Source organism: Bradyrhizobium sp. MI1.10, from assembly GCF_055811035.1.
This window is the reverse complement of sequence record NZ_JBVVPN010000014.1, coordinates 101,198-126,325: the sequence shown is the minus strand read 5'-3', so window position 1 is coordinate 126,325 and position 25,128 is coordinate 101,198. Positions and strand designations below refer to the sequence as shown.

General features: G+C 56.8%; 19 protein-coding genes. 10 read left to right on the top strand and 9 right to left on the bottom strand.

The window, feature by feature from the left end; all coding sequences use genetic code 11:
* Positions 1-440: 440 nt before the first annotated feature.
* Entirely contained in the window at positions 441-1,853 is a 1,413-nt protein-coding gene (locus AC0L3K_RS16840) for a mannose-1-phosphate guanylyltransferase/mannose-6-phosphate isomerase (RefSeq protein ID WP_473366413.1), read from the bottom strand.
* A 220-nt stretch (positions 1,854-2,073) separates the two neighbouring features.
* Here AC0L3K_RS16840 and gmd point away from each other — a divergent pair, with 220 nt between their 5' ends.
* Positions 2,074-3,165 (top strand): GDP-mannose 4,6-dehydratase, encoded by a 1,092-nt coding sequence (gene gmd, locus AC0L3K_RS16835; RefSeq protein ID WP_473366412.1) that lies wholly within the window; start codon positions 2,074-2,076, stop codon positions 3,163-3,165.
* 105 nt (positions 3,166-3,270) lie between these two features.
* On the opposite strand, the gene AC0L3K_RS16830 is transcribed toward gmd, so the two are convergent.
* From AC0L3K_RS16830 to AC0L3K_RS16815, 4 genes are all read right to left on the bottom strand, one after another.
* Entirely contained in the window at positions 3,271-4,578 is a 1,308-nt protein-coding gene (locus AC0L3K_RS16830) for a WcaI family glycosyltransferase (protein WP_473366411.1), read from the bottom strand.
* 58 nt (positions 4,579-4,636) lie between these two features.
* The gene (locus AC0L3K_RS16825; RefSeq protein ID WP_473366454.1) at positions 4,637-5,611 is read right to left on the bottom strand and encodes a GDP-L-fucose synthase family protein; all 975 of its coding nucleotides are present in this window, start codon (positions 5,609-5,611) and stop codon (positions 4,637-4,639) included.
* Between the two features lie 269 nt (positions 5,612-5,880).
* On the bottom strand, positions 5,881-6,153 hold the full coding sequence (locus AC0L3K_RS16820) for a hypothetical protein (protein ID WP_473366410.1): 273 nt from the start codon (positions 6,151-6,153) through the stop codon (positions 5,881-5,883).
* Between the two features lie 209 nt (positions 6,154-6,362).
* On the bottom strand, positions 6,363-7,277 hold the full coding sequence (locus AC0L3K_RS16815; protein ID WP_473366409.1) for an ABC transporter substrate-binding protein: 915 nt from the start codon (positions 7,275-7,277) through the stop codon (positions 6,363-6,365).
* A gap of 476 nt (positions 7,278-7,753) precedes the next feature.
* Between AC0L3K_RS16815 and AC0L3K_RS16810 the strand changes: the two genes are divergently transcribed.
* Genes AC0L3K_RS16810 through AC0L3K_RS16770 form a run of 9 tightly spaced genes read left to right on the top strand, consistent with a single transcriptional unit; the run spans position 7,754 to position 19,181 of the window.
* The gene (locus AC0L3K_RS16810; protein WP_473366453.1) at positions 7,754-9,118 is read left to right on the top strand and encodes an undecaprenyl-phosphate glucose phosphotransferase; all 1,365 of its coding nucleotides are present in this window, start codon (positions 7,754-7,756) and stop codon (positions 9,116-9,118) included.
* 55 nt (positions 9,119-9,173) lie between these two features.
* Positions 9,174-10,589 carry a lipopolysaccharide biosynthesis protein gene (locus AC0L3K_RS16805; RefSeq protein WP_473366408.1) on the top strand — a complete coding sequence of 472 codons (1,416 nt, stop codon included), beginning with the start codon at positions 9,174-9,176 and terminating at the stop codon, positions 10,587-10,589.
* A complete protein-coding gene (locus AC0L3K_RS16800; protein WP_473366407.1) occupies positions 10,586-11,206 on the top strand; it encodes an acyltransferase in 621 nt (206 codons plus the stop codon). The genes AC0L3K_RS16805 and AC0L3K_RS16800 overlap by 4 nt, the downstream gene beginning before the upstream one ends.
* Positions 11,203-12,150 (top strand): NAD-dependent epimerase/dehydratase family protein, encoded by a 948-nt coding sequence (locus tag AC0L3K_RS16795; RefSeq protein WP_473366406.1) that lies wholly within the window; start codon positions 11,203-11,205, stop codon positions 12,148-12,150. Before AC0L3K_RS16800 ends, AC0L3K_RS16795 begins: the two co-directional genes overlap by 4 nt.
* The gene (locus tag AC0L3K_RS16790; protein ID WP_473366405.1) at positions 12,147-13,319 is read left to right on the top strand and encodes a glycosyltransferase family 4 protein; all 1,173 of its coding nucleotides are present in this window, start codon (positions 12,147-12,149) and stop codon (positions 13,317-13,319) included. The genes AC0L3K_RS16795 and AC0L3K_RS16790 overlap by 4 nt, the downstream gene beginning before the upstream one ends.
* A 16-nt stretch (positions 13,320-13,335) precedes the next feature.
* Positions 13,336-14,172, top strand: coding sequence for a glycosyltransferase family 2 protein (locus AC0L3K_RS16785; RefSeq protein ID WP_473366404.1), 837 nt, complete (start codon positions 13,336-13,338; stop codon positions 14,170-14,172).
* Positions 14,169-17,318 (top strand): right-handed parallel beta-helix repeat-containing protein, encoded by a 3,150-nt coding sequence (locus AC0L3K_RS16780; protein WP_473366403.1) that lies wholly within the window; start codon positions 14,169-14,171, stop codon positions 17,316-17,318. Before AC0L3K_RS16785 ends, AC0L3K_RS16780 begins: the two co-directional genes overlap by 4 nt.
* A 48-nt stretch (positions 17,319-17,366) precedes the next feature.
* Entirely contained in the window at positions 17,367-18,593 is a 1,227-nt protein-coding gene (locus tag AC0L3K_RS16775) for a glycosyltransferase (RefSeq protein ID WP_473366402.1), read from the top strand.
* Between the two features lie 27 nt (positions 18,594-18,620).
* Entirely contained in the window at positions 18,621-19,181 is a 561-nt protein-coding gene (locus AC0L3K_RS16770; protein ID WP_473366401.1) for an LbetaH domain-containing protein, read from the top strand.
* Positions 19,182-19,596: 415 nt separating this feature from the next.
* Here AC0L3K_RS16770 and AC0L3K_RS16765 read toward each other — a convergent pair whose 3' ends face one another.
* From AC0L3K_RS16765 to AC0L3K_RS16750, 4 genes are all read right to left on the bottom strand, one after another.
* A complete protein-coding gene (locus tag AC0L3K_RS16765) occupies positions 19,597-20,301 on the bottom strand; it encodes a hypothetical protein (RefSeq protein ID WP_473366400.1) in 705 nt (234 codons plus the stop codon).
* 66 nt (positions 20,302-20,367) lie between these two features.
* Positions 20,368-22,620, bottom strand: a complete 2,253-nt coding sequence (locus AC0L3K_RS16760) for a polysaccharide biosynthesis tyrosine autokinase (protein WP_473366399.1) — start codon at positions 22,618-22,620, stop codon at positions 20,368-20,370.
* Between the two features lie 257 nt (positions 22,621-22,877).
* Positions 22,878-23,495 carry a hypothetical protein gene (locus tag AC0L3K_RS16755; protein ID WP_473366398.1) on the bottom strand — a complete coding sequence of 206 codons (618 nt, stop codon included), beginning with the start codon at positions 23,493-23,495 and terminating at the stop codon, positions 22,878-22,880.
* A 125-nt stretch (positions 23,496-23,620) separates the two neighbouring features.
* The gene (locus tag AC0L3K_RS16750) at positions 23,621-25,087 is read right to left on the bottom strand and encodes an O-antigen ligase family protein (protein ID WP_473366397.1); all 1,467 of its coding nucleotides are present in this window, start codon (positions 25,085-25,087) and stop codon (positions 23,621-23,623) included.
* Positions 25,088-25,128: the final 41 nt, after the last annotated feature.

Below are 25,128 nucleotides of genomic sequence, written 5' to 3'. Positions count from 1 at the left end.
CTGGAATAAAAACCAATGGTCGAGGCATGGTCCAAATCTAGCAGGGGGACGAGGGGTGTCCACAGAAAGTTTACTGCCCCCGGGCTCCCACCCCTCTGCAAGTTAGCGCGCCATTTTCATCTGTGAGCGCGTGTCCCCTAGACGCTTCTCACAACACGCATCTCGATGATTCTGGCGATAAGTGCATATCCAAGCAGCACCTAACCCATATCTTTTGCACCAGATAGAGCGCTTCGAATTTTGGCAGTGATTGCCCGACACATATGGCGCCTTCATTCTTGAGTCGCAATATAGGCAGAACGTGTAACGCGAGAAGTCGCCGCCCTTTAAGGCAGTCCCGAGAACTGAGTGTGCCTCCTGCACGATAACCGCCAGAACCAAAGACGGTTAGTTGAGGGCAGCCTTGGCCACTCAACGGCAGTAATCCTTCGTTGAGCGCGTCACGACCTTTGATAGTCGTCTTCAATCCGGATGATGTCGTCTTCCCCGAGATAGCTTCCCGTCTGGACCTCGATCAGCTCCAGCATGATTTTACCGGGGTTCTCCATCCGGTGCACCGCGCCCATCGGGATATAGATCGACTCGTTCTCGTGCACGCTTTTGACGGTCTCGTTGACGGTGACGCGGGCGGTGCCGCGGACCACGATCCAGTGCTCGGCGCGATGATGGTGCTTCTGCAGCGACAGACGTCCGCCCGGCTTCACCACGATGCGCTTGACCTGATGGCGCTCGCCATTGTCGACCGATTGGTAGCTGCCCCAGGGCCGATGCACCTTGAGATGCTCCTCGGTGACCTTCGGTGCGACCGCCTTGAGCTTGGTGACCAGCCGCTTCAGCCCGTTGGCATCTTTTTGGCGCGAGACCAGCACGGCATCCGCAGTCGCGACGACGATGAGATCGTCGACGCCTTCGAGTGCGACCAGCGCAGAGTCGGTGGTGACGTTGCAGTTGCGGCTATCTTCGAACACGGCGGCGCCGTGCGCGGCATTGCCTTGCGCGTCCTTGTCCGACAATTCCCACACCGCGTGCCAGGAGCCGACGTCGGACCAGCCGCACGACACCGGCACGACCGCTGCGCGCGCGGTCTTCTCCATCACCGCATAGTCGATCGAGATCGCCTTGGCCGCGGCGAACGCCTCGGGCTCCAGCGCCACGAAGCCGAGATCGCGGCCGGCATTGGTCACGGCATCGGAAATCGCCTCCACGCTTGCCGCATCGACCTTGCGGTATTCGTCGAGCAGGACGCTGGCCGGGAACATGAAGTTGCCGCTGTTCCAGAGATAGCCGGAATTGAGGTAGTCGGCCGCCTTCACCGCATCCGGCTTCTCGACGAAGCGCGCGACCGCGTGCACCTCACCGGAGATGACCTCGCCCGGGCTGATATAGCCGTATTCGGTCGCCGGCCGCTCCGGCTTGACGCCGAACGTGACGATGCGCCCGGCGCTTGCGGCGGTAAGCCCTTGGCGGCACGCCGCGACGAACGCGGCATTGTCCTGCACCACGTGGTCGGCGGCGAGCGCCAGCACGATTGCCTCACTCGAACGGTTCTGCGCGAACACCGCGCCGGCTGCGATCGCCGGGCCGGAATCGCGCCGCATCGGCTCGAGGATCACGTCGGCCTCGATGCCGATCTCGGCGAGCTGCTCCAGCACCATGAAACGGTAGGACGCATTGGTGATGACGATCGGGCGATCGAACAGCGAGGCCTCCGAGACGCGCAACAGCGTGTCCTGGAAGGTCGAGCGCGTGCCGAACAGCGGCAGGAATTGCTTGGGCCGCACCTCGCGCGAAGCCGGCCACAGCCGCGTTCCGGCACCGCCGCACATGATCAGGGGGATAATGCGAGTACCCAAATCCAAACTCCGAAAAATAAAGCCCGCGCTAGGGACGTCCGTTGTAGGGTAAAATCGAAAAATTAGAGCACAAACGCAAAATATCCTTAGCGAGACCCCATCCAATGCCCGTTCCCCAGACCTCAACAGCCGTTAATCTAAGCTTGATTTTTTGGGCCAGCCCATCTCCCTATTGACTCCGTTTTCGAGTACGACCGGGTATCGAACCTTAGAGATTGTTATGACAAAAAAACGTGCACTAATTACAGGCGTCACCGGTCAAGATGGCGCTTACTTGGCTGAATTGCTTTTGGCAAAAGGGTATGAAGTCCACGGCATCAAGCGCCGTACTTCGTTGTTTAACACGGATCGCATCGACCATCTTTACCTTGACCCCCACGAGCCTGATCCGCCGTTCCGCCTCCACTACGGAGATCTGACGGACTCCTCCAGCCTCATTCGGATCGTCGGCCAAGTGCAGCCAGACGAGATTTACAATCTCGCTGCGCAAAGCCATGTGGCCGTGTCGTTTGAGGAGCCTGAATATACCGCGAATTCCGATGGCCTGGGGACGCTGCGGATTCTGGAAGCGATGCGCATAGTGGGGCTCGAGAAGACGGCGCGCTTCTATCAGGCGTCGACTTCCGAATTATATGGCCTGGTTCAGGAAATCCCGCAAAAGGAGACGACTCCCTTTTACCCGCGGTCGCCTTATGCGGTCGCCAAGCTCTACGCCTATTGGATCACGGTGAACTATCGCGAAGCGTACGGCATGTACGCCTGCAACGGCATCCTGTTCAACCACGAATCCCCGGTTCGTGGCGAGACCTTCGTTACCCGAAAAATCACGCGAGCACTCGCGCGAATCCATTTGGGTCTTCAGGAGCGCCTGTATTTGGGCAATCTCGACGCGCTACGCGACTGGGGCCATGCCCGCGACTACGTCGAGATGCAGTGGTTGATGCTGCAACAGGAGAAGCCCGAAGATTTCGTCATCGCCACGGGCGTGCAGCATTCCGTGAGAGACTTCGTCAATATTGCGGCGAGCGAAGTCGGGATAAAGATCCGCTGGGAAGACAGCGACGTCAATGAGAAGGGCTATGACGCCTCTACCGGCAAATGTATCGTCTCGGTAGACCCCCGTTATTTCCGACCCACGGAGGTCGCAACTCTCTTGGGAGATCCCGCGAAAGCGAAACAGAAGCTCGGATGGGAGCCTACGACCTCATTCGAGGCGCTGGTTCAGGAAATGATGAAGGAAGACCTCGAATCGGCAAAACGGGACGAGCTAATTAAGCAGCACGGATTCCGATACTTTCCGCGTCACGAGTAACGTCGGAGTAGATCAGCCACCATAATGAGCGAAGGAAGCGGGCGCCCATCCGGCGGCGCTCACTTCTGGCTGTTTTTTTGCCAGCACCGCAGTTCGGTCTGGCCGTTAGGGCAAGCGAACCGCATCCTCCACTGGAAGTCCGATGTTGTCGTTAGCGCTTGTCGGTCCGATACCCTTCGGTCCTGTCGACTTGCGCTCGTCCGCCATGACTTCCGACCACCGACGAACAATTGTTTGCCGGTCCCACCGATCAAGGGCGCGCTTTCTTCCTTGCTCCCCGTAATGCTCGCGGAGGGCGGATGCCTCACTAAGCTCGCAAATTGCGGCTTGAAGAGCGGACGAATCTCCAGGTGGAATCACAAGGCCCGCGCCGATGACTTCCGCCGCAAGCCCCGTGCCCTCTTCGGCCATGGCGATGACTGGCCGAGCGGACGCGAAGATCGCGCCAAGCTTGGAAGGCAACACCAGATCGGCTGCCTCGGCCTTCTGCGGAATCAGATGAAAATCGGCTGTTGCCATCAACTCGTTGAAGCTCTCTTTGGGCTGAAGTCCGAGAAAATGGACATTGGAGTGCCCGGCGGCCAATTGCTGGAGCCTCATCTTAGCTGGACCCTCTCCGGCGAGGATGAAGCGAATATGTGGATGGCTTTGCTCCAACCCGGTCGCGGCCTCGATCACGAATTCAAGCCCTTGCTTTTTCGACATTGTTCCGGAGTAGAGCGCAACGATGTCGGTCTCGCCAAGCTTGAGCTGCTCGCGATATTTCGTCATCCGCGAAGCGGGGCAGATCGCCCGGGTATCAATCCAATTTCTGACCTCAACTGCTTTATCGAGGCCCACGCCTTTGAGGATCAGGCGATCCATCATCGGCTGAGAGATAGTCGAAACATGATCGAATGATTTGAGAATGGCCGCTTCAGTCCTAAGCATCCACTCGCGCAAGAAACCGCTGCGCAGCAGACCAAGATCGAACGCTGCATCGACCTCGAAATCCTGAATGTGGAGCCACGATTTGGCGCCGACGCGACGAGCAACGAACGAGACGAAGGCAGCCGACATCAGAGACGGGGCTACCGCGATCATGACGTCTGGTCGCCAGGAGAGCGCGTTCACGAAGGCCGGCACTGCGCTCGAGAGTGCGAAGGAGGCATGATGGATAAGTCGCTTCGCCCCTGACGGATGTTCAGGCACATAGATCGGCGTACGCGTGACCCGAACGCCATCGATATGCCTCGTTCTAAAGTAAGAACTACTGAAGCGCGAAGGAATCTTCCAGGCGGGATAATACGGCGGAGCCGTGATCACCCTGACCTCGTGACCTTCGGCGACGAGGCTTTCGCAGAGCTCGCTATTGTATTTCGCCACTCCGATCAGATCGGGGGCATAATTGATGCCGACCAAAAGAACACGCATAAAGGCGCAATCCAAGTAAGTTTTGAGATTCAAATTATTGCAGGCAGAATGGTTGAGCTCAGCTGGTGGCGCTAACCTCCAGATGACGGCCGTAGCCTTTTAGAAAATCCTGATACGCAGCGGCGAGGCCGGCGCGCAGAGGAATATTTGGTTGCCAACCAAGAGCCCGCACCCGCGAGCTATCGAGCAGCTTACGCGGCGTACCGTCGGGCTTGGACGTATCGAAGACCAACTTGCCCCGATAGCCCACCACGTCCGCAATCGTTCCCGCAAAATCGGCGATCGATAATTCGTCGCCGCTGCCGACATTGATCGGCTGGTCGCTTGAGTAATTCTTCAGGAGGAAGACACACGCATCGGCAAAATCATCGACGTTCAGAAATTCACGCAGCGGCGTTCCGGTACCCCAGACCGTCACCGTCGGCGCTTGCTCCAGCTTTGCTTGGTGAAACCGTCGGATTAGTGCCGCCGGCACATGGCTATGATCGGGATGGTAATTGTCGCCACGACCATAGAGATTGGTGGGCATCGCAGAGAAGAAGTCATCGCCGAATTGGCGGCGGAACGCCTGACACATCTTGAGGCCAGCGATCTTCGCTATCGCATACCACTCATTGGTGGGCTCGAGCGGTCCGGTGAGCAGTTCATCTTCGCTGATCGGCTGCTTGGCGTGCTTTGGGTAGATGCAAGATGATCCCAAAAACAAGAGGCGCCGCACGCCCGCGGCATGGCTGGCGCGGATGACGTTTAGTTCGATCGAAAGATTGTCGCAGAGAAAATCGACAGGAAAGTTGCTGTTGGCAGCAATGCCTCCGACCTTTGCGGCCGCGTGAACCACGACCTCAGGCCGCTTGGCCTCGAGCCATCGGATTGTTGGCTCCTCCTTGGTGAGATCCAGTTCATGTCGATCGGCGAAAAGAATGGTGCAATTCTCAGACGCAAGGCGCCGAACGACGGCCGAGCCAACCATGCCGCGATGGCCGGCTACAAAGACGCGCTTGCCGGAAAGATTGTACGTTGATGCCCCTGTCATATGACTACCCGGGCCTTCTCTTTGCGGAAAAATCCACTGCACAGCCCCTTCTTCCAATCTGCACACACCCAGGGTGCAGCGCAGCATACTAACTTGTTAACACAATCTTTACCGGGCAGCAGCCCAAGTTAACGTCAAGTCGCATTTTTGGTAAACAGCCCCTGGTTGCACAATCCTGCGGCAGGCCATTGGCACAAAAATAGACAAAGCAGTCGTGCCAATCGCACGACTGCTTTGTTTCATCCAGGTTAGCAACTCGGTGAGGCTGATCAGTAAGCGCGACGAAGGATGGGCCCTTCCGGTGCGCAGACGCGATCCATGTACCAGCCGTACGGCGTCTCAACACGCACGAGCGGGCAGTGGCGTTGCGGCACATAACGATATGGATAGGACTGGGCCCAAAAGGTCACCGGTGTCACCTGCGCCTCGCCGGTCAGCACGGCTGCCGATCCGGGCATCTGCATGGCGGCGCTTGCGCCTCCCGCCGCGCAGAGGGAAACGGCCGCGGCCAAAACGCCTATTCGTATCAGTCCCTTAAACATCCCAAAAGCTCCTCGCCCTAGCGGAATTGGATCCAGCACCTGCGCAACTCCCGCCAATAACCTGACCGACGGGACCAGGATCAGCACCACCCCGCGAACCAGCCCATATAGTACTTCGAGTTTATCAAGGCCTCGGATGAAGGCAACCGGTGCCACAGCGTGGACCAGAGTTTTGAAGCAATATGGCGCAGAACTGTGGCTTCTCGGTTCTATTTCTCGGTGTTCGTCCCCCCAGAGGCAGCAAGGTCAGGCGAACGGCGGTACACATCGCGAAGGAATTGGTAGTTGACGGTCTGCGCCAGGGGCACCTCCTCCTCTCCGAGCTTGGCGAACATAAGAATATCCCGAAGGGTCCTCCACCGACTTTCGTCATAGTCCGCGATGCGCCCTCCCGTCGGCAGGACAAGGGCGCGCTGTTGCTGCAGCTCGAACCTTAACCTCTCGGAATTCAGCCTTGCTGGATCAAAGCCAACTAGAACAGGCACGCTCCGTGCATAATCGGCATAGGCGAATTGCCATCCTCGAATGAGCCCCTGAAGGACATCGGCGATCACAGATGGCTGGTCATGAATAAGATCGTTGCTCGCAAAATAGACCAGTCCGGGAACATGGATGCCGTAGTCTTGGGGTCTGATGACATTCAGCTTTACAAAATCCTGCCCGGAGCGATCCGGTTGGTCATCGAGGGCGGCAATGATCGCGTCCACGTCATGGGCTTGCAGAGCGTCGAAGCTATCATGGTCGGGCACTTTGGTGATTTGGCTGCGCGGGAGACCGAGTTGGGCCATCATCGCATCGAAAATCACCTCCCCTTCGCCGCCTTTGCGGTAGCCCAACCGTTTTCCGACCAGGTCGGCGGGACGCCGCAATCCCGAACTTTCCAGCGTGAAAATCGCGACAGACGTGTCCAAGAAGCTCGCGGCGACAGAGGTCACAGGAGCGCCACGCCAGGCTGCCAGCAAAAACTTCTGTCCGGTCGTCACGCCGATGGCATGTTGGCGTGCGACGTTCTCGACGAAGTCGGAGGCGTCGGGATTGGCCACCAGTTGCACCGGGGAAGCGAAATATCCCTGCTTCAGGGCGCTCAGCTCGCCGGCAAAACGCGCGCCATAGGAGCCATCCAACAGGAGCTTTACTCCCGCAGCCCGGGATGCCGTTGATGTTCGGAGCGGCGTTGAATCGGGGCGCAGAACGAGGAGCACGGTGCCCAGGAGCGCAACAGCAGCAAGGCCCACGGCAACGTAACTGGTCGATCTCTGCCTGGATGACCGCCGGGACCGGGTTCGCGGCACTGAGAAACGTCCTGACAAGTTGTGAGATTTAACATATCAACCGAGGCAACATGCGCTACAGTCAAGCTGGTGGGGTAAGGTTACTTTTTCCTTCGTCTTGTTTTAGCAGCGGCTTTGGCCGATAGCACGGCGCTTTTGGATCGTGAAATTTATTATCGTGAGCTTGGGGCAGGATGACACTTCTTTCCACGCGGCCGGTGCCGCCCTCTGATTCGCCAGGCGAAGTTCGTGTGGTCGAGCAAGCTCCTGCCGCATCTACACATTTTTCCTCGCGTTGGATGCGACCCGAGGTTGTGGAACGGGTGGTGATGGTCGTCGACGTGATTCTGATCGTGACCAGCGGCATCGGGTGCTCGGTGGCCTACCATCTCGCCACCGCGGGCGTCGTCGGCAAGGCCGAGGTGTACGCAGCGGCGAGCGTGCTGGTTGCATTAAATTTCATCCTTCTGATCATAGTGCAGCATGGCTACCGCCTGAAGGCGATCACCGCCCTGCCGCGCAGCTTCCGGATGACGCTGACGACGTGGACCGGGCTGTTCGGCGCGCTGCTGGCGATCGCCTTCACCATGAAGGTCAGCGAGGAGTTTTCCCGCGGCACCACGCTCTCGTTCTACCTGGTCGGCCTCACGGTGCTGCTGGCCTGGAAGCTGGCGGCCGGGCGCTGGACCGCCAAGGCGCTTGCGACCGGCGCGTTCGCCAACAGTCGCGCGGTGATGATCGCCGAATTCGGGCTGCCGGCGGCGTCCAACACCATGAAGGATCTCGCCCAGCACGGCTATCGCCTGATGCGGATCATGGAGATCCGCTCCGCCGACCTCGCCTCGCCGCTGCTGCTGTCGGCGATCGCGCCGCGCTTTGACGAGCTGATCGCCTATGCGCGCGAGAACCGGGTCGAGCACATCTTCCTGCTGATGAGCTGGAGCCGGCAGCACGCGATCGACAGCATCCTGGACGCGCTGAAGATCCTGCCCGTTCCCGTGCATCTGGTGCCCGATGCCCACGCCGCGCGCTTCCTGCGCTATCCGCTGCAATCGACCGGCAACACCTTCACCGCGGAGCTGCGCCGCGCCCCGCTGTCCCGGAACGAACGCGCGCTCAAGCGCACGCTCGACCTTGCCGGCACGGCCCTGGCGCTGATCGTGTTCGCCCCCGTGATGCTGGTGACCGCCGTGCTGATCAAGGCGACCTCGAAGGGGCCGGTGTTCTTCCGCCAGACCCGCAACGGCTTTAACGGCCGCGCCTTCAAGATCTACAAATTCCGCACCATGCGCGTGCTCGAGGACGGCCCGAAAATCGTGCAGGCGCAGAAGAACGACCCGCGCGTGACCGCCATCGGCAAATGGCTGCGCAGGACGTCGATCGACGAGCTGCCGCAGCTCTTCAACGTGCTCAAGGGCGACATGTCGCTGGTCGGCCCCCGCCCGCACGCGGCCGCGCACAACACCGAATATGAGCAAATCATCGGCAACTACGCCTACCGCCACCACGTCAAGCCCGGCATCACCGGCTGGGCCCAGGTTAATGGTTACCGCGGAGAAACCCGCGCGCTCGAGCTTATGCAGCAGCGCGTGGAGCATGATCTGTGGTACATCAATAATTGGAGCTTGCGGCTGGATGCGACGATACTACTGAAGACCGTATTCGTGGCATTTGGTTGGTCGGGAGCTTACTGAATCAATGTGGACGCTAGAGCGGCACCCACTTTAGCAAAGCTCTCGATACTGACAGATGGTAAGTCGCTTCACTTCGCTTGCATTTCCGGCCCGCCTTTCGGCATTATTTAGGCTGCGCGATCTGCATCTGCTAAGCACCGAAGATCGCGCTTCCGAGCGAGTTCGTCGGGTCGCCCTTTCGGCCCTCTCTGCGGGGGTTGCGAAGGTCATTTCCATAGGCTCGGCGCTCATTTCTATACCCTTAACGCTAACTTATTTAGGACCTGAACGCTACGGCATATGGCTCACGATTAGTTCGCTTCTTGCAATGCTCTCATTTGCCGACTTGGGGATTGGCAACGGAGTCCTTAATGCCGTTGCAATCGCATCCGGAAGAAATGACCAGAATGCGATACGAGCCTCGGTATCCAGCGCATTCTTTGCGCTGTGCACAATTTCGGTATTACTCTTTGCGACCTTTGCTGGAGCGTACGCGATTGTGCCATGGCACCGCCTTTTCAATGTTGAAACACCCTCTGCCGTAGCTGAATCGGGGCCTGCGATCGCTGTTTTTGCATCCTGTTTCGCTCTGGCTATTCCGCTCAGTGTCGTTCAACGTGTTCAGATCGGCTTACAGCAAGGGTTCCTCGCAAACGCCTGGCAAGTAGTTGGCAGTCTCCTGGGACTAGCCGGCCTGTTATTGGCTATACGACTTGAGGGCGGGCTTCCTTGGCTGATTCTCGCCTTTGCAGGCGCGCCGCTCGTTGCCGCTCTCTCGAACAGTGCTCTCTTTTTCGGTCAGCTTCGTCCTGAAATCCGTCCGTCCTACCATTTTATTTCTTGGATCGCAGCGAAACGTATTGCACGAGTCGGTTCGCTCTTTTTTGTCCTGCAAGTTGTGGCCTCAATTGCCTTCGCCTCTGACAATCTGATCATCGCCCAACTTATCGGGCCTACCGCGGTTACGCAGTATGCCGTTCCGGAGCGCCTGTTCAGCGCAATTACGATACTTCTTTCAATGGTATTATCTCCGCTTTGGCCAGCTTACGGCGAAGCCATTGCCCGAGGGGACGGTCAATGGGTTTCGCGCACTTTGAAACGCTCCCTTCTAATCACCGTGGCTCTTGCCGCAGTCGTCTCCGGATTGCTCATGATTGCTGCACCTAGCTTGCTCAAGTTATGGGTCGGAGACGCAGTGTCGCCCTCGCTCACGTTGTTGGTTGGATTGGGCATCTGGAAGGTATTGGAAGTCGCTGCTAGCGCACTGTCTCCATTCTTGAATGGCGCTGGTGTAGTAACGACGCAGATAATCATCGCAACTTTAACAGGTGCAAGCGCGATCGGCCTGAAGCTCTTTTTAATTCCCAGGCTGGGTACGGCTGGAGTGGTTTGGGGAACGATCGTTTCTTATTTCCTCTTTGCACTAATTCCGTACGCGATTGTCCTACCAAAACTCGTTCGGAACGCGACCCGATCTGGAGGCGGAACTTGACTGGCCGTACAATAAACTATCCACTTCGCTTGATCTCCCGGCTGGTTAGAGTTCCGGCGACGCTTGAAGAATTCGCCAAGCTGCAAGGCATGAAGAGACGGTGCAACCTGGGACCGGGGGCGGTTCTTTATCCTTCGGCACGGATCAGCAACACGGGATGCCCAACCAACATCGACATCGGCTCACAGACCCGAATGCTGGGTCGAGTCGAAGTCTACCCTCACGGAGGCAACGTAAAGATTGGTTCTTTCTGTTTCATTGGCGAGAATAGCTACATATGGTCGGCGAGCTCAGTAACGATCGGCGACAGAGTTTTGATCTCGCACGGTGTTAACATTCACGATAGCAATTCACATGCGCTGTCCGCCGCTGGTCGTCATGAACACTTTCTAAATATATTTAAATCAGGCCATCCCCCCGCACTGCGAGATGTGCCCACGAGCCCCATCCTCATTGAGGACGACTCTTGGATTGGATTTGGATCCAGCATTCTCAAGGGCGTGACCATAGGAAAAGGTGCGATCGTCGGCGCTTGCACTCTGGTTACAAAGGACGTTCCGGCCTACACGATAGTTGCCGGCAATCCTGCTCGCCAAGTTGGGGTTTCCGAACCATGAACAGTTCTCTCGATGCAGGCAGGTCGGACAATCTGCGCGTTCTAGTTACTGGAGCTTTCGGCTTTCTCGGTCGACATGTTGCGCGCACCCTCTCCGCGCGGGGTTACGAGGTTATCGGCTTGGGACACGGCGCTTGGGCAAGAGAGGAATGGCGGCTTTATGGATTGTCCGAGTGGCACAATGCCGATGTAAGTCTCGAAAACCTGCTGACGTATGGGGGATTACCAACCGCGGTTTTCCATTGCGCCGGTAGTGGATCGGTAGCGTACTCCCTGAGCAATCCATATCAAGACTATCAGCGTACAGTTTCAACCACATTAGCCGTGCTGGAGTTCATCCGCGTACAGGCACTTGGAGCCCGTCTGGTACTTCCCTCAAGCGCCGCAGTGTATGGCTTGGTAGAGCGCCAGCCGATCGCCCCGGTTGCTCCGCTCACGCCTATATCCTCTTACGGAGTCCACAAGAAAATCGCAGAGGACCTCTGTCGTTCCTATGCGCATCACTCTCAGGTATCGGTGGCGCTCGTAAGATTCTTCTCGGTTTATGGGGTTGGCCTGCGTAAACAATTACTTTGGGACGCTAGTCGTCGACTTTTACGTGATGACCTGAACTTCTCCGGAACGGGAGAGGAAACACGAGATTGGATTCATGTTGAAGACGCCGCTCAGCTAATGGCCTTCGCCGCTGAAAATGCTTCTCCCGCATGTCCAACTGTAAACGGAGGAACAGGCAAGGGGATTGCTGTACGCCCAATAGTCGAGGAACTCGCCAAAGCACTAGGAGTCACGGCAAAACCGCGCTTTTCCGGCCTCGCGCGAGCTGGCGATCCAATTAACCTTTGTGCCGACATATCCGATACTCTTAGCTGGGGTTGGCGCCCCCACCACGATCTGATGACAGATCTCAAGACGTACGCGTTGTGGTTTAAAGAGAACGCCCTATGAATCGTGTAGGATTTGTACTTGCTTACACCGACGACAGCTGGATCGGCGGAGTAAACTATCTCGCTAACCTTATTCAAGCTGTAATGACTCTCCCAGACCGTCGCGTTGAGCCTGTTCTTTTTGTGCCAGAACAAATGGCGCCTGAAAGGCTTTCCGCTTTTCCGGACGTGGAGATCGTGCGCACACCCTGGATAAAGGAAAATGGCGCCCGGCGAGTCGTCCGTAAGCTCTCAAGTCTGATTCTCGGCGCCGACGCCCCTATGCAACAGCTCTTGCGCGCTCACAAGATCGATGTGCTTTCCCATTCTGGACCTCTAGGACAGCGCGCAACCATACCGACAATTTGCTGGATCGCCGATTTCCAACATCGGCGAATGCCTCACTTCTTTTCGACTGAAGAGGTGGCTGCACGCGATCGGGGCTATGGTCGTTACGCTCGGGAGGCAACAATTATCCTACTTAGCAGCCATGATGCCGAAACTGACCTGAAGAAATTTGCTCCTGAGACAGCTCACAAAGCGCGCGTACTTCATTTCGTCTCCGGTCTCTCAAAAGCAGCACCAACAGTTTCGCGCGAGGCCCTTCAGAAGAAGTATGGCTTCCAAGAGAGATACATACATTTGCCAAATCAGTTTTGGGCTCATAAGAATCACAGCATCGTCGTCGAAGCTCTTGGCCGCATGAAAAGCGACGGTGATGCGCCGCTCGTGCTGTTAACTGGGCATACTTCCGACCGAAGACAGCCAGAGCACTTCCAAAATCTCATCGCCCGCGTGGCAGAACTCGGAATTGAGGATCGGTTTGTGGTGCTTGGTCTGGTGCCATATCCAGAGCTGATCAGCTTGATGAAGAATTCTGTCGCAATGCTAAATCCATCCTTCTTTGAAGGCTGGAGCACAACTGTAGAGGAAAGCAAATCCCTTCAAAAACGGATCATCCTCTCAGATATACCCGTTCACCGCGAGCAGGAACCAGAACAGGCCCTCTACTTCGAGCCAAATGATTGTGCCGGACTGATACACGCAATGAGAAAAGTAATGGAAAGCGACAAGAACGGTGACTTGGTTATTTCCAATGATGGGACGGCGACTGTCAGCAAGCTACGGGAATTTGCGCAGAGATACCAGTTGATGGTCGATGAGGCAATTCGCCTGCGACCAGTTAATTAGAGAGATGGTGACACGAATGGAGTCCACTATCTGCGGACCAAGGCTAGCAGTTTTAATAACTTCCTACAATCGAAAGAGCCTGACATTAGCAGCCATCGCTGCATTGCCGGACGCAATTGGAAGCTCTGCTGCTTACACAGTTTACCTAGTAGACGACGGTTCGACGGATGGGACCACGCAAGCGGTTAGCGAGGCCTTTCCTGATGTCAAAATCATAGACGGGAACGGCTCCCTTTACTGGAATGGCGGCATGAGGCTTTCATGGCAAACCGCAATGGCAACGGAACCTGATTTCTACCTCTGGCTAAACGATGATCTCGAGCTTCGAGCAGGAGCTGTTTCCGATATCCTCGATCTCTACTCAAAGCATTCTTCTCGAACGATTGTAGTCGGAAAAACCATCGACCCGAAGACGGGGGACGTCTCCTATGGAGGCTATGGACGGGCTCCCGGAGTGTCTAGGCTGCGATTCCGCCGGCTCTCAGAGGCTGAAATGGAATGCTGTACCATGAATGGGAATTGCGTCCTTATACCAGCCATCGCCGCCGTCGAAGTCGGCATCAACTCCGAGCACTATCGTCATGCGTTCGGTGACAACGATTACGGGTTGCGAGCTCATCGTAAGGGCTATGCAATCATAGAAATGAAAGTCCCGGTCGGATATCAGGAGATTAACCACCGGTACAAGGACTCGACATCGCGTCTTACATGGAAGAATTGGCGATTTATCGTTCTTGATCCCAAAGGAATCCCGGCGCGAGAGTGGCTCTATTTCTGCCGGCAGTTTGGGGGCCCACTTTGGATACTAAATTTCACGTGGCGTTACCTTAAGATTGCGCGCTTTGGATCATGACACAACTTGCGAGCTTAATGGTTATCTTGCCATTCATTCAACTAGGTTCGACATATTACCTATCGGTAGCAGGCTTTGGATCGGTCTTCTTGCTAATCCTTCCCCGGAACTTCAACCTGCTCTTCCGCGCCAAGTTAACGCCGCGATTGGCTGCACTTGCAGTGATGCTGTCGGCCACGCTCCTTTTCGAATCCGTGAATGCGGAAGACATACTTCGAACATGCCGAGAAGCCGTATTCTTTTTTCTCGTAACGGGATGTGTATACTGGCGCTTTAACGGTTCGAAGTTTGAAGCATCGCGAGCAGTGAACATTTTACTGCTTTTGTTTGGGCTGCTGCTTCCTTTGACGATAGCCCAGGCGGCTTTCCTTCAGGTCGGAGTGTACTTTGGGATACCAGCGGATTTATTCGTCCAAAACGCAAACACGCTCCCAGGATATTTGGACCTCTTGTACTCGAAATTACGCCCCGCAGCCACGTTTGGCGAACCTTCTTATCTAGGTGGCGTCTGCTTGTGCTTGCTCTTTGCCATAAGCCCAGCATTCACGCATAGCTTCAAGGCCAAGATGGTGGCGGGCCTCGCGATTTCGACAATTGCCGTATCCGCGAGCTTGTCCGCACTTCTCACTGCTTTCGTCTTTATTAGCTATTGCTTTCTTCGCCAGAGCAAACATCCAGCTAAATATCTTCTATTCATCGTGTTGTTGGTGGCGACCGGAATCGGTTTGGCGTTGGCCGACAGTTCGCTGTTGGTAAGGCTTACAAACTTGGGCACTCAACAGGAACTATCCGGGATGGTTCGGCTGATTGTCCCCCTGAAAATCATCCCCACAGTGATTACAGGCCATTTCTTCGGAATTCCGTTTCTTCACTTTGCCAAGATGGATATTCCCGAGGCCGGAACCATTGGGCTTGAGGTACTGCACAATGGGCTACTTAACTTGATCATCAACTTTGGCTTCTTCGGAGCATTCGTTGCTTTCACCTATCTTGCATCGGCTCGTGACGGTTACATGCGTTTGTTCTTTATGCTCATCTCGATGCAAAATGGCGCGCTCTTTGCGCCAGACAAATTTTTCATGATCGCGTCGAGCGTAATGATCTACAATTCTTTCGCGCTGGCGAAAGTACCAGCACCGCGCAAAGTAAGGACAGTTATAATTTCAGGGCGTCGCTTAAGTGTGCCTACAATTACACGGCTGTTGCCGACCGGTTTGGGCCTCCTACTAGCAGGAGGCTCTTTCGGCGATCTTCGGGCGTCAGAAATAGGAAAGTACACGGTCATAGCCGGTTCAGAACACAGCCGTTTATCGACTATCGAAGAGGCGTTGACGAAGGTTCGTTCCATTCGCTCGGCGGGCATCACGGGCGAAATTAGACTGATGTTGCCGTCAGGTTCGCTCCGTCTCGATCACGCGGTTCGACTTACGGCAGAGGATTCTGGATATCAGGGAGGAGAGTTAATAATTGAAGGCAGTCAAGACATTCCCACGTCGCTGAACGGCGCGAGGCCGGCGGTCGCAGTTTTAGCCACCTCGGAACGACGCTCCATAATGGGCGGATATCAACACTTGCCTGTGTTCGAAATACCCACTCATAGCTCTATCACTCCGCGCCGTTACGACGCCTCGGCAGATAGCCAATTCGACATTTTTGAAGGCCGTAAAAGACTCAGGCTCAGCCGGTGGCCCGACCAAACGTTCGCGAAGAACATAAAATTTCTGCAACTGAGGGACGACGGTACGCGCGAACTCGCAGTCCACGATTTCCCTTTTGACGCAACGAGAGAGCCCTCGCCATGGATCGATGGGTACTGGGCTTATGATTGGGCTTACGAGACTTTACGCGCCACAGCAACAGCTCCTGCGAAGCTTAGTGTTCAAACGAAGGTTTCACTACCTTCCAACAGAACTCCCAGACTCTTCCTCGAGAACTTGTTCTCGAACCTTCATGAACCCGGAACGTATGCTTTGAATGAGAGAGAAGGATACGCTCTTGTTGTGCCGTTCAGCGACGGATCCAATCTAGAGGTCTCAAGCACCTCCAGCTTGTTGGTCATCGAGAATGCCCATCATATCATTGTCAAGAACGTTATCTTTGAAAAGACTCTTTCCGATGCGGTGAGAATCGTTGACTCGCACCACGTTGCTTTGGTCGATTGTTACATTGGTCTCGCAGGGGCGACCGGAATAGTCGTGGAAGGCGGCTCGAACGTCACGATATCAGGGTCCATTATTTCAGATACTGCCGAAGGCGGCGTGAAGCTCACCGGAGGCGATCGAATGAAGCTTTCTGCCGCGCATCACATTATCCGAGACTCGATTATCACCCGATACGGCCAGTTGGGTCGGGACTATAAAGCAGGCGTCAGGATCGAGGGCGTCGGGATAACGGTCGAACGATGCAAGATCTTCCGAGGTTTCGCTTCTGGCATCGTACTCTCTGGCAACGACCATACCATAGATCGAAATGAGATTTTTGACGTTCTCCGGGATAGCGACGACGCTGGGGCGATATATATGGGCCGAGATTGGACACAACGCGGGGTCCAAATCCGATCCAACTACTTGCACGACGTTGGATTTCACCAGGGCAAGTCATTCATAGTCGGTATCTACCTAGATGATCTATTCAGCGGCGCATCCATCGAGGGAAACATAATTGATCGAGTCAATCGGTCTATAGTGTTAGGTGGTGGTCGCGACAATCTCATTCGTCATAATCTAGTCATCGAGCCCGAAAAGGTAGCATTCACTATCGATAGTCGAGGGCTTCAGAATCAGTGGGAGCCTCTCCGGCAGGAAGTCCTAAGCAGATACCATCGGATGCCCGTTACCTCGCCCCCCTGGCGCGAGAAACATCCGGAGCTTGCTGGTTTGCTGGAGCAGAATCCATTTTCACCCGAGGGAAACAATGTTTCTAGCAATATCGTTCTGAATGGTACAATAAGTTTACTTATAGGCTACATGCCTGCTCGAACGATGAGCGAGAACCGGCAAATTTGGAGTTCTGAGGAAAGCTTAGGCGAGTTACGGGCCTGCATAAGATCGCGTGATTCCTGTAAATTGGGTTTCCTAACAGGAATTGACAAGTTCAAGGTCGACGTCTCGCCGGCGCCCAAATTCAGCAGCTTACTCGCCAATTGATTTATTCGATTTGACCAGCTTGATTTTGCAAAATTTGGAGCTATCGGATTGTTATCGTCAACGAGCGAACGAGCTGCCTTGAGAATTCTCCACATTATTGCGACGGCCGATCCACGCTACGGCGGACCGATCGAGGGGATATTTAAATCCTCTGTCGCGCTATCCCGGCTAGGGCACCACAGGGAACTGGCTACGCTCGATCATCCGTCTGCTCCTTGGGTGAAGTCATGTCCGATCCCGATTCATCCGTTAGGCGCGAGGGAATCGGCAGCGCGCATTAGATGGAGACGGTTACCGTGGGTGCATTACGGATATACCCCAAAGATGGTCCCTTGGCTGAAAGCGAACGTCTCGCATTATGACGTCGTGGTTGTGAACGGCCTGTGGAATTATTCGACCTTTGCCGCTCGACGGGCTCTCGTTTCTATGGATCGCCCTTATTTCGTGTTTACGCACGGAATGTTAGATCCGTGGTTCAGGAAAACCTATCCCTTCAAGACGCTTTTGAAGCAGATTTCGTGGTGGTTCAACGAGGGGCCTTTGCTCTCCAAGGCTCGCGCTGTTTTGTTCACCTGCGACGAAGAACGTGTTCTCGCGAGGGACGCGTTCTGGCCGTATAAAGCTAACGAGCTCGTGGTCGGATATGGCACCTCCGATACTGAGGGCGATCCGGCGGCGCAGATTGGCGAGTTTCGGCGCGAGCTACCACAGTTGGAAGGCAGGCGTTATCTTCTTTTCTTGAGCAGAATACATCCTAAAAAAGGATGCGATCTGCTGATTGAGGCTTTTGCAAAGATCGCATCTTTGGTTCCAGATCTCGACCTCGTTATGGCGGGCCCCGATCAAAATGGCTGGGTTCCCCAACTTAAGAAGCAAGCCGCTCGCCACAATGTCGCAGATCGTATTCACTGGCCTGGCATGTTGGAGGGCGCTCAGAAATGGGGCGCATTTCACGGTTGCGAAGCTTTTGTACTTCCATCACATCAAGAAAACTTCGGTATCGTTGTCGCTGAAGCGCTCGCCTGCGGCAAGCCGGTACTGATAACGGATAAGGTCAATATTTGGCGGGAAGTTCGAGAAGAAGGAGCTGGACTAGTCGATAAGGACAATGAAGCTGGAATCAGCTCGTTGCTCGAACAGTTCGTAAACATGACCCACGAAGAAAAACGAAAAATGCGGATGCAGGCACGTCTAGCCTTCCTGAAGCACTTTGATATCGATCAAAACGTAACGAGGCTAATAAACGCGTTCGGTACGGCAGCAGTCGTACGATAATCGGACTACCATAAGCTAGGACGTCACATGCTCTTAGACGCGAGCCAAAGTAAGCCATTGGAAGGCGGTCCCAGCTTCTCGCTAGGAAACCGGTTATTCCGGCTAGCTTGGAAAATCTCATGGCTCCTCTTAGCGCGGTGGACCCCGCCTCCTTTTCATAAGTGGAGAATTTTTCTGCTGACAGCTTTCGGAGCCAATGTCCACCCCTCTGCAAGAGTTCACGCTTCCGTTCGTGTTTGGTACCCTCCCTATTTGGAGATTGGTGAGAACGCCACCATTGGTCCGGGCGTCAATTGCTATTGTCAGGATCGAATTCGAGTCGGACAACGTGCAGTGGTTTCCCAAGGTGCTCATCTTTGCGCGGGCAGCCACGATATCAACGACAAAAACTTTCAGCTCATTACCAGCCCGATTGTAATTGAAGACAAGGCATGGATCGCTGCGGAGTGCTTTGTTGGTCCAGGCGTTCGAGTGGGAGAAGGTGCTGTCCTTGGAGCTAGAGGGGTTGCATTCAAAGATTTGCAGCCATGGGCGGTATACGTTGGAAATCCCGCACAGAAACTCAAAGAACGTACTCTTCGTGGCTAGCCGGCCTCGCAAACCAGTTACTTCTGAGAAATCATATATCTGAACCTCTTAACACCCGTCATTGTACCTAGCAGGATGTCAGTGCGACTGAAGCTCCCGAGAGCGTTTTCGACGCACCTGTCAGATCCAGCATAACAAACTTTGACCCTAATTAGCCGCGAGCATGTATTTCTTATGCTAACTACGTGGTCGATCAAATTCGAATTGACTACATGTGCTCGGGCCGCAGCTTCTACATCTAGACACGGCTTACCTAGAGCGTCCCGTACGACGGGAGAGCCAGAGCTGTCTGCCGAGCCTTGAACTGTCAGCCTAGAGCCCGGATTATTTGACTCCGCGAATGCACCAGTTGGAACATCTAACCAAGCTGTGAGCACGACGAGAAGCCCTGCCGTCAATCTCCGGTCATTGGTCATCAACGCCATAGCTTGTCCTCCACTGCCACGCCTGGCACGCTCGCGTTGACGCCTTCACGCAACAACTTCTTCGCTAGCGCCTCTCGCTGGCTAAGGTTTGAATTTGCAAGGCTCGCCAGAAGACGATCCCGCTGTTCCCATCCCACTCCAACCAGATTGAGTGCGGCAGCGTCCACAAAGTCGCTGTTCACAATGCCTGCAAATTCCGCAAGCACCTCCGTCTGCATTGGCTCGCTCAAGGTCGGAAAGACGGTGAGTGCAAGCTTGTTGCGCCGAAGCGCAATCCAGCCCTCGTGCGGACCGGTCGAGTAAGACAGGTTGAGAAAGCCGACCGCTCGGGCATCGAACCCGTTGCGGGTGATCTCAAGTGAATACTGCATTAGCCATAAGAAAGAATCGAGCGGGTTGAGTACCAGTGACGACCTCAGCCTCTCTTCCGCCAAAGCCGCATCGCTGTCTGCTTCATCCGGGGTCTTTCGTGCATCGGCAATTTGAATCCGAATTAGAGCTTCTGAGCGCGCCGTTTCGCTGCGTTGGAAAAGAAACTCCCTGTTCTCCCGCGATGCCAGCAACTCGATCAGTACCTCGGGCTTAAAGCGAGCTCCGGCCAAGATGCGCGCGACCACGTCTTTCGCGGCGAGGGTCGAGGAGAACGCCGGCAGCACGACCCCAGCCCAGATCACGCCCAGAAGACCTGAGAGCATGATCAACCCTCTGAGGACTTCGAGATGCCAGCCTCGCGCGCCCCTCAACATGAGACACTCTGCGTGCTACTCCACATACCCGTAACGCGCGTAGTATTTTTGATAGTAATAGCGACCGTGATAGGATTCATAGCGCGCCAAAAGCTTGGTATCGGCCTTGTTCAGCACGACGCCCAGAAGCTTGTCCTGGATCTCCGGCGCACCGCGCAAGTTATGGCGCACTACGTCAATTTTAGTTCTGCCCCACTCAACTACGAATACATAGGAATCGACGAAGGGCGAGGTGACACGCACGTCCACTACCGGTGCCATCGGCGGCATGTCGAGCACGACGTAGTCATATTTCGAACGCAGCAGCGCGACGAGATCGCGCATCGGCTTGGAGGCGAGAACTTCGTTGGTGTGCAGCAGCTTCGAGGTGGTGCCGGCGGGCAGCATCGCTAGCCCGGTCTGCGGATCGACCATGACGACATCCTCGAGCTGCGCCTGTTGCGCGACCACGTCGACGAGGCCGGCTTTCGCATCCGGCAGCAGGGCGCGGGACAGCGAGGGATTGCGCAGATCAGCATCGACCAGGATCACGCGGGCGCCGCCATGGGCGATGAGCTGCGCGAGGTTGGTCGAAAGCGTGCTCTTGCCTTCGTTGGGCAGGGTCGAGGTCACCGCCAGCACGCGGTTCTCGCGCACGATAGAGTTGAGGTCGACTGCGACCTTCAACGACCGCACCGCCTCGGAGAAGCGCGACAGCGGATGATCGACGACATAGCGCAGCAGATCCGGCTCGGGATTAGCCTTCTTCCGGCCGATCTTGCCCGGCAGCACCGGGGAAGAGGCCGTCGCCCCGAGCGCTGGCAGGATCGCAACGCAGTTCGCGCCGAGTTGCTCCTCGATCTGTCCAGTGGTGCGGAACACCTTGTCGGTAAGCTCGCGTGCCATCGCGGTGCCGAAGCTCAGAAGAAGTCCGCCGAATAGCGCGGCAGCAAGGATAACCAGCGACTTCGGAGAGCTCTTGGCCAACGGGGTGGTCGCCGCGCTGATGACACGCGCCTCGGTGATCGGGAAGGACTGCTGCTGCACGCTTTCCATATAGCGCTGCAGGAAATTGTCGTACATGGCCTGGTAAGATTGCGCAGTGCTCTCGAGCTCGCGGAGCTGGATTTGCGCCTGATTGGTGAGCTGCGATTCCGAGACGACATTGGCAAGGCTGGTCTTGATGCTTTCCTCGCGTGTCGTCGCGATGTCGTAGTCGCTCTTGTAGGATTCCTGGATCCGCCTCAACTCGTCCGTGATGTTCTTTTTAATCTCCGCCATCTGCCGCCGCAAATTGACGGCGGCCAAGTGTTCCGAGCCGTATTTCATCGCCCAGATCGATTCCTTCGACGCCATGTCGACATATTGCGCGCGCAGCTTGACAATCGTCTCGTTCTTCAGCGCGTCGGCAACGTTGGCGTCCGGAATCTCCTGCTTGAGGATGTCGTTCATGCGGTCGAGACGCGCCTTGGCCTCGGCGGTGGCGGCATGCGCCATGATGAGCTGGCTGTTCACCTCGGCGAGCTGCTGCTCGTTCATCAGCCTTCCGCCGGTGTCAACGATGTTATTGGCAGTCTTGAAATCCACCACCGACTTCTGCGCTGCGGATGCCTGCATGCGCAGCTCCTTGATGCGGTCCTGCAGCCAGACGCTGGCGCGGCGCGTCGCCTGGTACTTCGCCTCGAGCTGATCGACGATGTAGGAATCCGCAATGGCGTTGGATATGCGCGCGGCTTTTTGAGGATCTCGCGAGGTGAATCCGATCTCCATCACATAGGTCAGGCCAAGACGTTTGATGGTGCGGTTGCTCTCGAACCGCTGCAACGCCTTGCGCGTCAGTTCGAATTCGGACGCCGCGTGGCCGGAGGAGAAAAGGCCGGAGACCGAGCCGGTGATCGCGCCGAGAAGGCCGCCGCCGCTGCCGCTGAATTCCGGATCCTCGGTGAGGTGCAGGTCGCGGATCACGGCGAGGCTGATGTTCTCGGATTTCAGGATCTCGACCTGGGTTTCGATGGTTGCCGAATCGACCGCGATATCGCCGAGCACCGATTGCTGTTGGAACAGCTGCACCTTGCGGGTGTCGATCACCATCGCGGCAGTCGAGGTGAACAGCGGCGCGGCAGTGAAGAGATAGAGCAGCGCCAGGATCACGCAAGCCGACACGATCGCGATGATGGTCGGGAACTGGCGGCGGACGATGTCGAGATAGGAGGTCAGCGTCTGGGACGGCGAGCTGTCCTCGGCGAAATCCCGGTTGATCTCCGAGGTCGGCTTGTTCACCTGCAACATTTATCGGTTCCTGAAATCAATCCGCGCTTCGCTCTAAGGATTTTAAGCCTGGCAATGGCCCCGCGGCGCTCAGGCAAGTCTCATGCCCAAGGCCTCGCGCTACAGTAGCACAGGGTTATCTGAAGTTGAATGTCGTTGATGCAGCGCACACGCGCCGTCCACGAAACAATTCGCATGAACGTTAACAGCGCAACGCGAAAGCGGCGCCTGATGGCGCCGCTTTACTGAAATTCACAAAAAGTTCTCTAACGCACGGCTCAGCGCGGGCTCACCTGATTGACCGTTGTGCCGCCAACCCCGCCGCTGCCAGTTGTGCTGGCAGAGTTGGCGGAGTGCAGCCCGCCGAACCCGCTGGCGCCGCCGCCCGATCCGCCGGTCGGGAATCCGCCGTTGCCAGTCGGACCGCCCGAGCCCGAGCCACCGCCGCCACCACCGCCGGTCGCCGCGATGGCGACGTCGCCGGTTGCGGCCTGGTAGGCGGCGATCACGTCGGGGTTGTTGGTGCCGGCAATCGCGGCCTGGATTTCACTGGCAAACGCCTGGTCGCTCTGCGCGGCCATGCGGGCGACCTGGGCAAGGCCGCCGACGATCGCGCGGAGCTGGTCCTTGGTCGTCGCGGGATCCTTGAGCAGCGCGATCAGGGCCGGAAGCGTCGTCGGATCGGATGCGCCGAGATCACGCACGCGCGAGATCATCTGCGCGCCGCCGGTCGGATATTGCTGTAACAGGCTGCTCGGGGAGCCCTTGAAATCGGAAATGACTTGCGCCGCCAGCTGCCGCTGCGGCGGATAAACGGCAGCGCTCGCGGCCGTGGAAAGGGTCGCGGCGAGCGCCGCGGCCGCAGCCAGACGAAGCGCAACCTTGATAACGCTCATAATGAACCTCCAAAATATCAGCTACCCTGCCCGGGCAAATGGCTGTGCAGTGCGAAACGTACTGTAAGTAGAAGCAGCTGTCCACTTATTCTAAAGACTTCGTAAACGGCACAACTGCTTCAAATCTAGACACTTTTATGAAGCTCGGTGATACGGCGGGAGGCCCGCTGCGCACCCGTGTTGCGTCCATCTTCTGCTGGCCTCGCTGACGCATCGTCAGGGCGCTGGGAGACCTCGCTCGTGCGGAAGGACTGGGCCAGCCCCGCGCCGAAAAGCGCAAAGAACGGAATGCTGTAGCCGGGGACCTGGAGCGTGAAGTCGAGACAGGAATGCAGCAGCGACAGCGTCGCGGTCGCCGCCGCCGCGAGCGGGATGATGGCGTCCCGCCGCCGCTCGAACACGCCCTTGCCAAGCACGACCAGCATGATCGCCCAAGCCAATGCGACCAGAAGCGCCATCGGGATCCCGACCTCCGAGGCGAGCTCCAGCGGGGTCGAATGCGCGGCATCCCAGACCCCACGAATCGAGATGTGCGGGCTGCGGTAGGGCGGAAACGCCCATTGAAAGGTCCCCATGCCGGTGCCGAACCAGGGGTTGTCGGCAATGATCCGAAGTGTCGATTTCCACGCCTCCACCCGGCCCTCATCGACCAGGCCCTGGCTGTCGAAGCGGCTGGAAACCTGTCCGCCGAGCAGTTGCAGCAGCCCAAGCGCAACGACCACGCCCGAGCCCAAAGCGATCCATATGCCGGTGCGCGGCGGCAAGTCCTTTCTGAGGAAGAGGGTCGTCGCAACGATCATGGCCAGCAGCGAAAGGGCGACACCGGCACGCGAGGTCGTCATGAACATCGCCATCAGGCAGATCAGCAGCGCTCCGAGCTGCGGGAGGATGTCGCGGCCGGGAATGTTGGCAAGATCACGCCACAGACGCTTCCATTCGAGATGCCGCTCGGGAAAACGGCGGCGGGCGCCCTCCAGGATCAACAGCATCCAGATCACGGCGCAGGAGCCAAAATAGGCCGCCGCGGTGTTGCGGTTGATGAAGGTGCCGGTAACGCTGCCGAGATAGGCGGTCTTGTCCCGCCACAGGATCAGCGTGGGCTCGATCAGGAACGAGAGCACGCCGTAGAGCGCGTAGAGTGCTCCGGAGACAGCGATGACCCACAACATGCGTCGGGCGCGCTCGCGGTCCGCGCCGACCGTGATCCCGAGGAGGATCGCCAGAATGTTGGCGAGCGGCGCGCCGAGCGCGAAGAAGGCCTCGTTCTTGACGATCGACGCCGAGGGGGCGATCGGCACGCCCAACAGATCCGACGCCTGCTTCCAGATCGGCTGGAACGGCGCGACCCAGGGGTGGTCGGACAACTGCTCGTGCAAGACGAACGCGTAGCCGGCGACGACGACGCCGATGCCCGCGATCATCCACATGTGCGGCTTTCGCAAGTCCCGCGTCGGCGCGAAGATCACGGCAATCCCGAGACACAGGCACCAGAACGCGATCGACAGGTCGTTGGTCGAGCCGAATGGAAACGGCGCGCCGGCCGCGACGAAGAACAGCAGAAAGGTCGCAGGCAAGCTCCACGACCAGCTCATATGGGGAAGCCGAAGGCGCATCGTCGTTTAAGCGGGCCCTT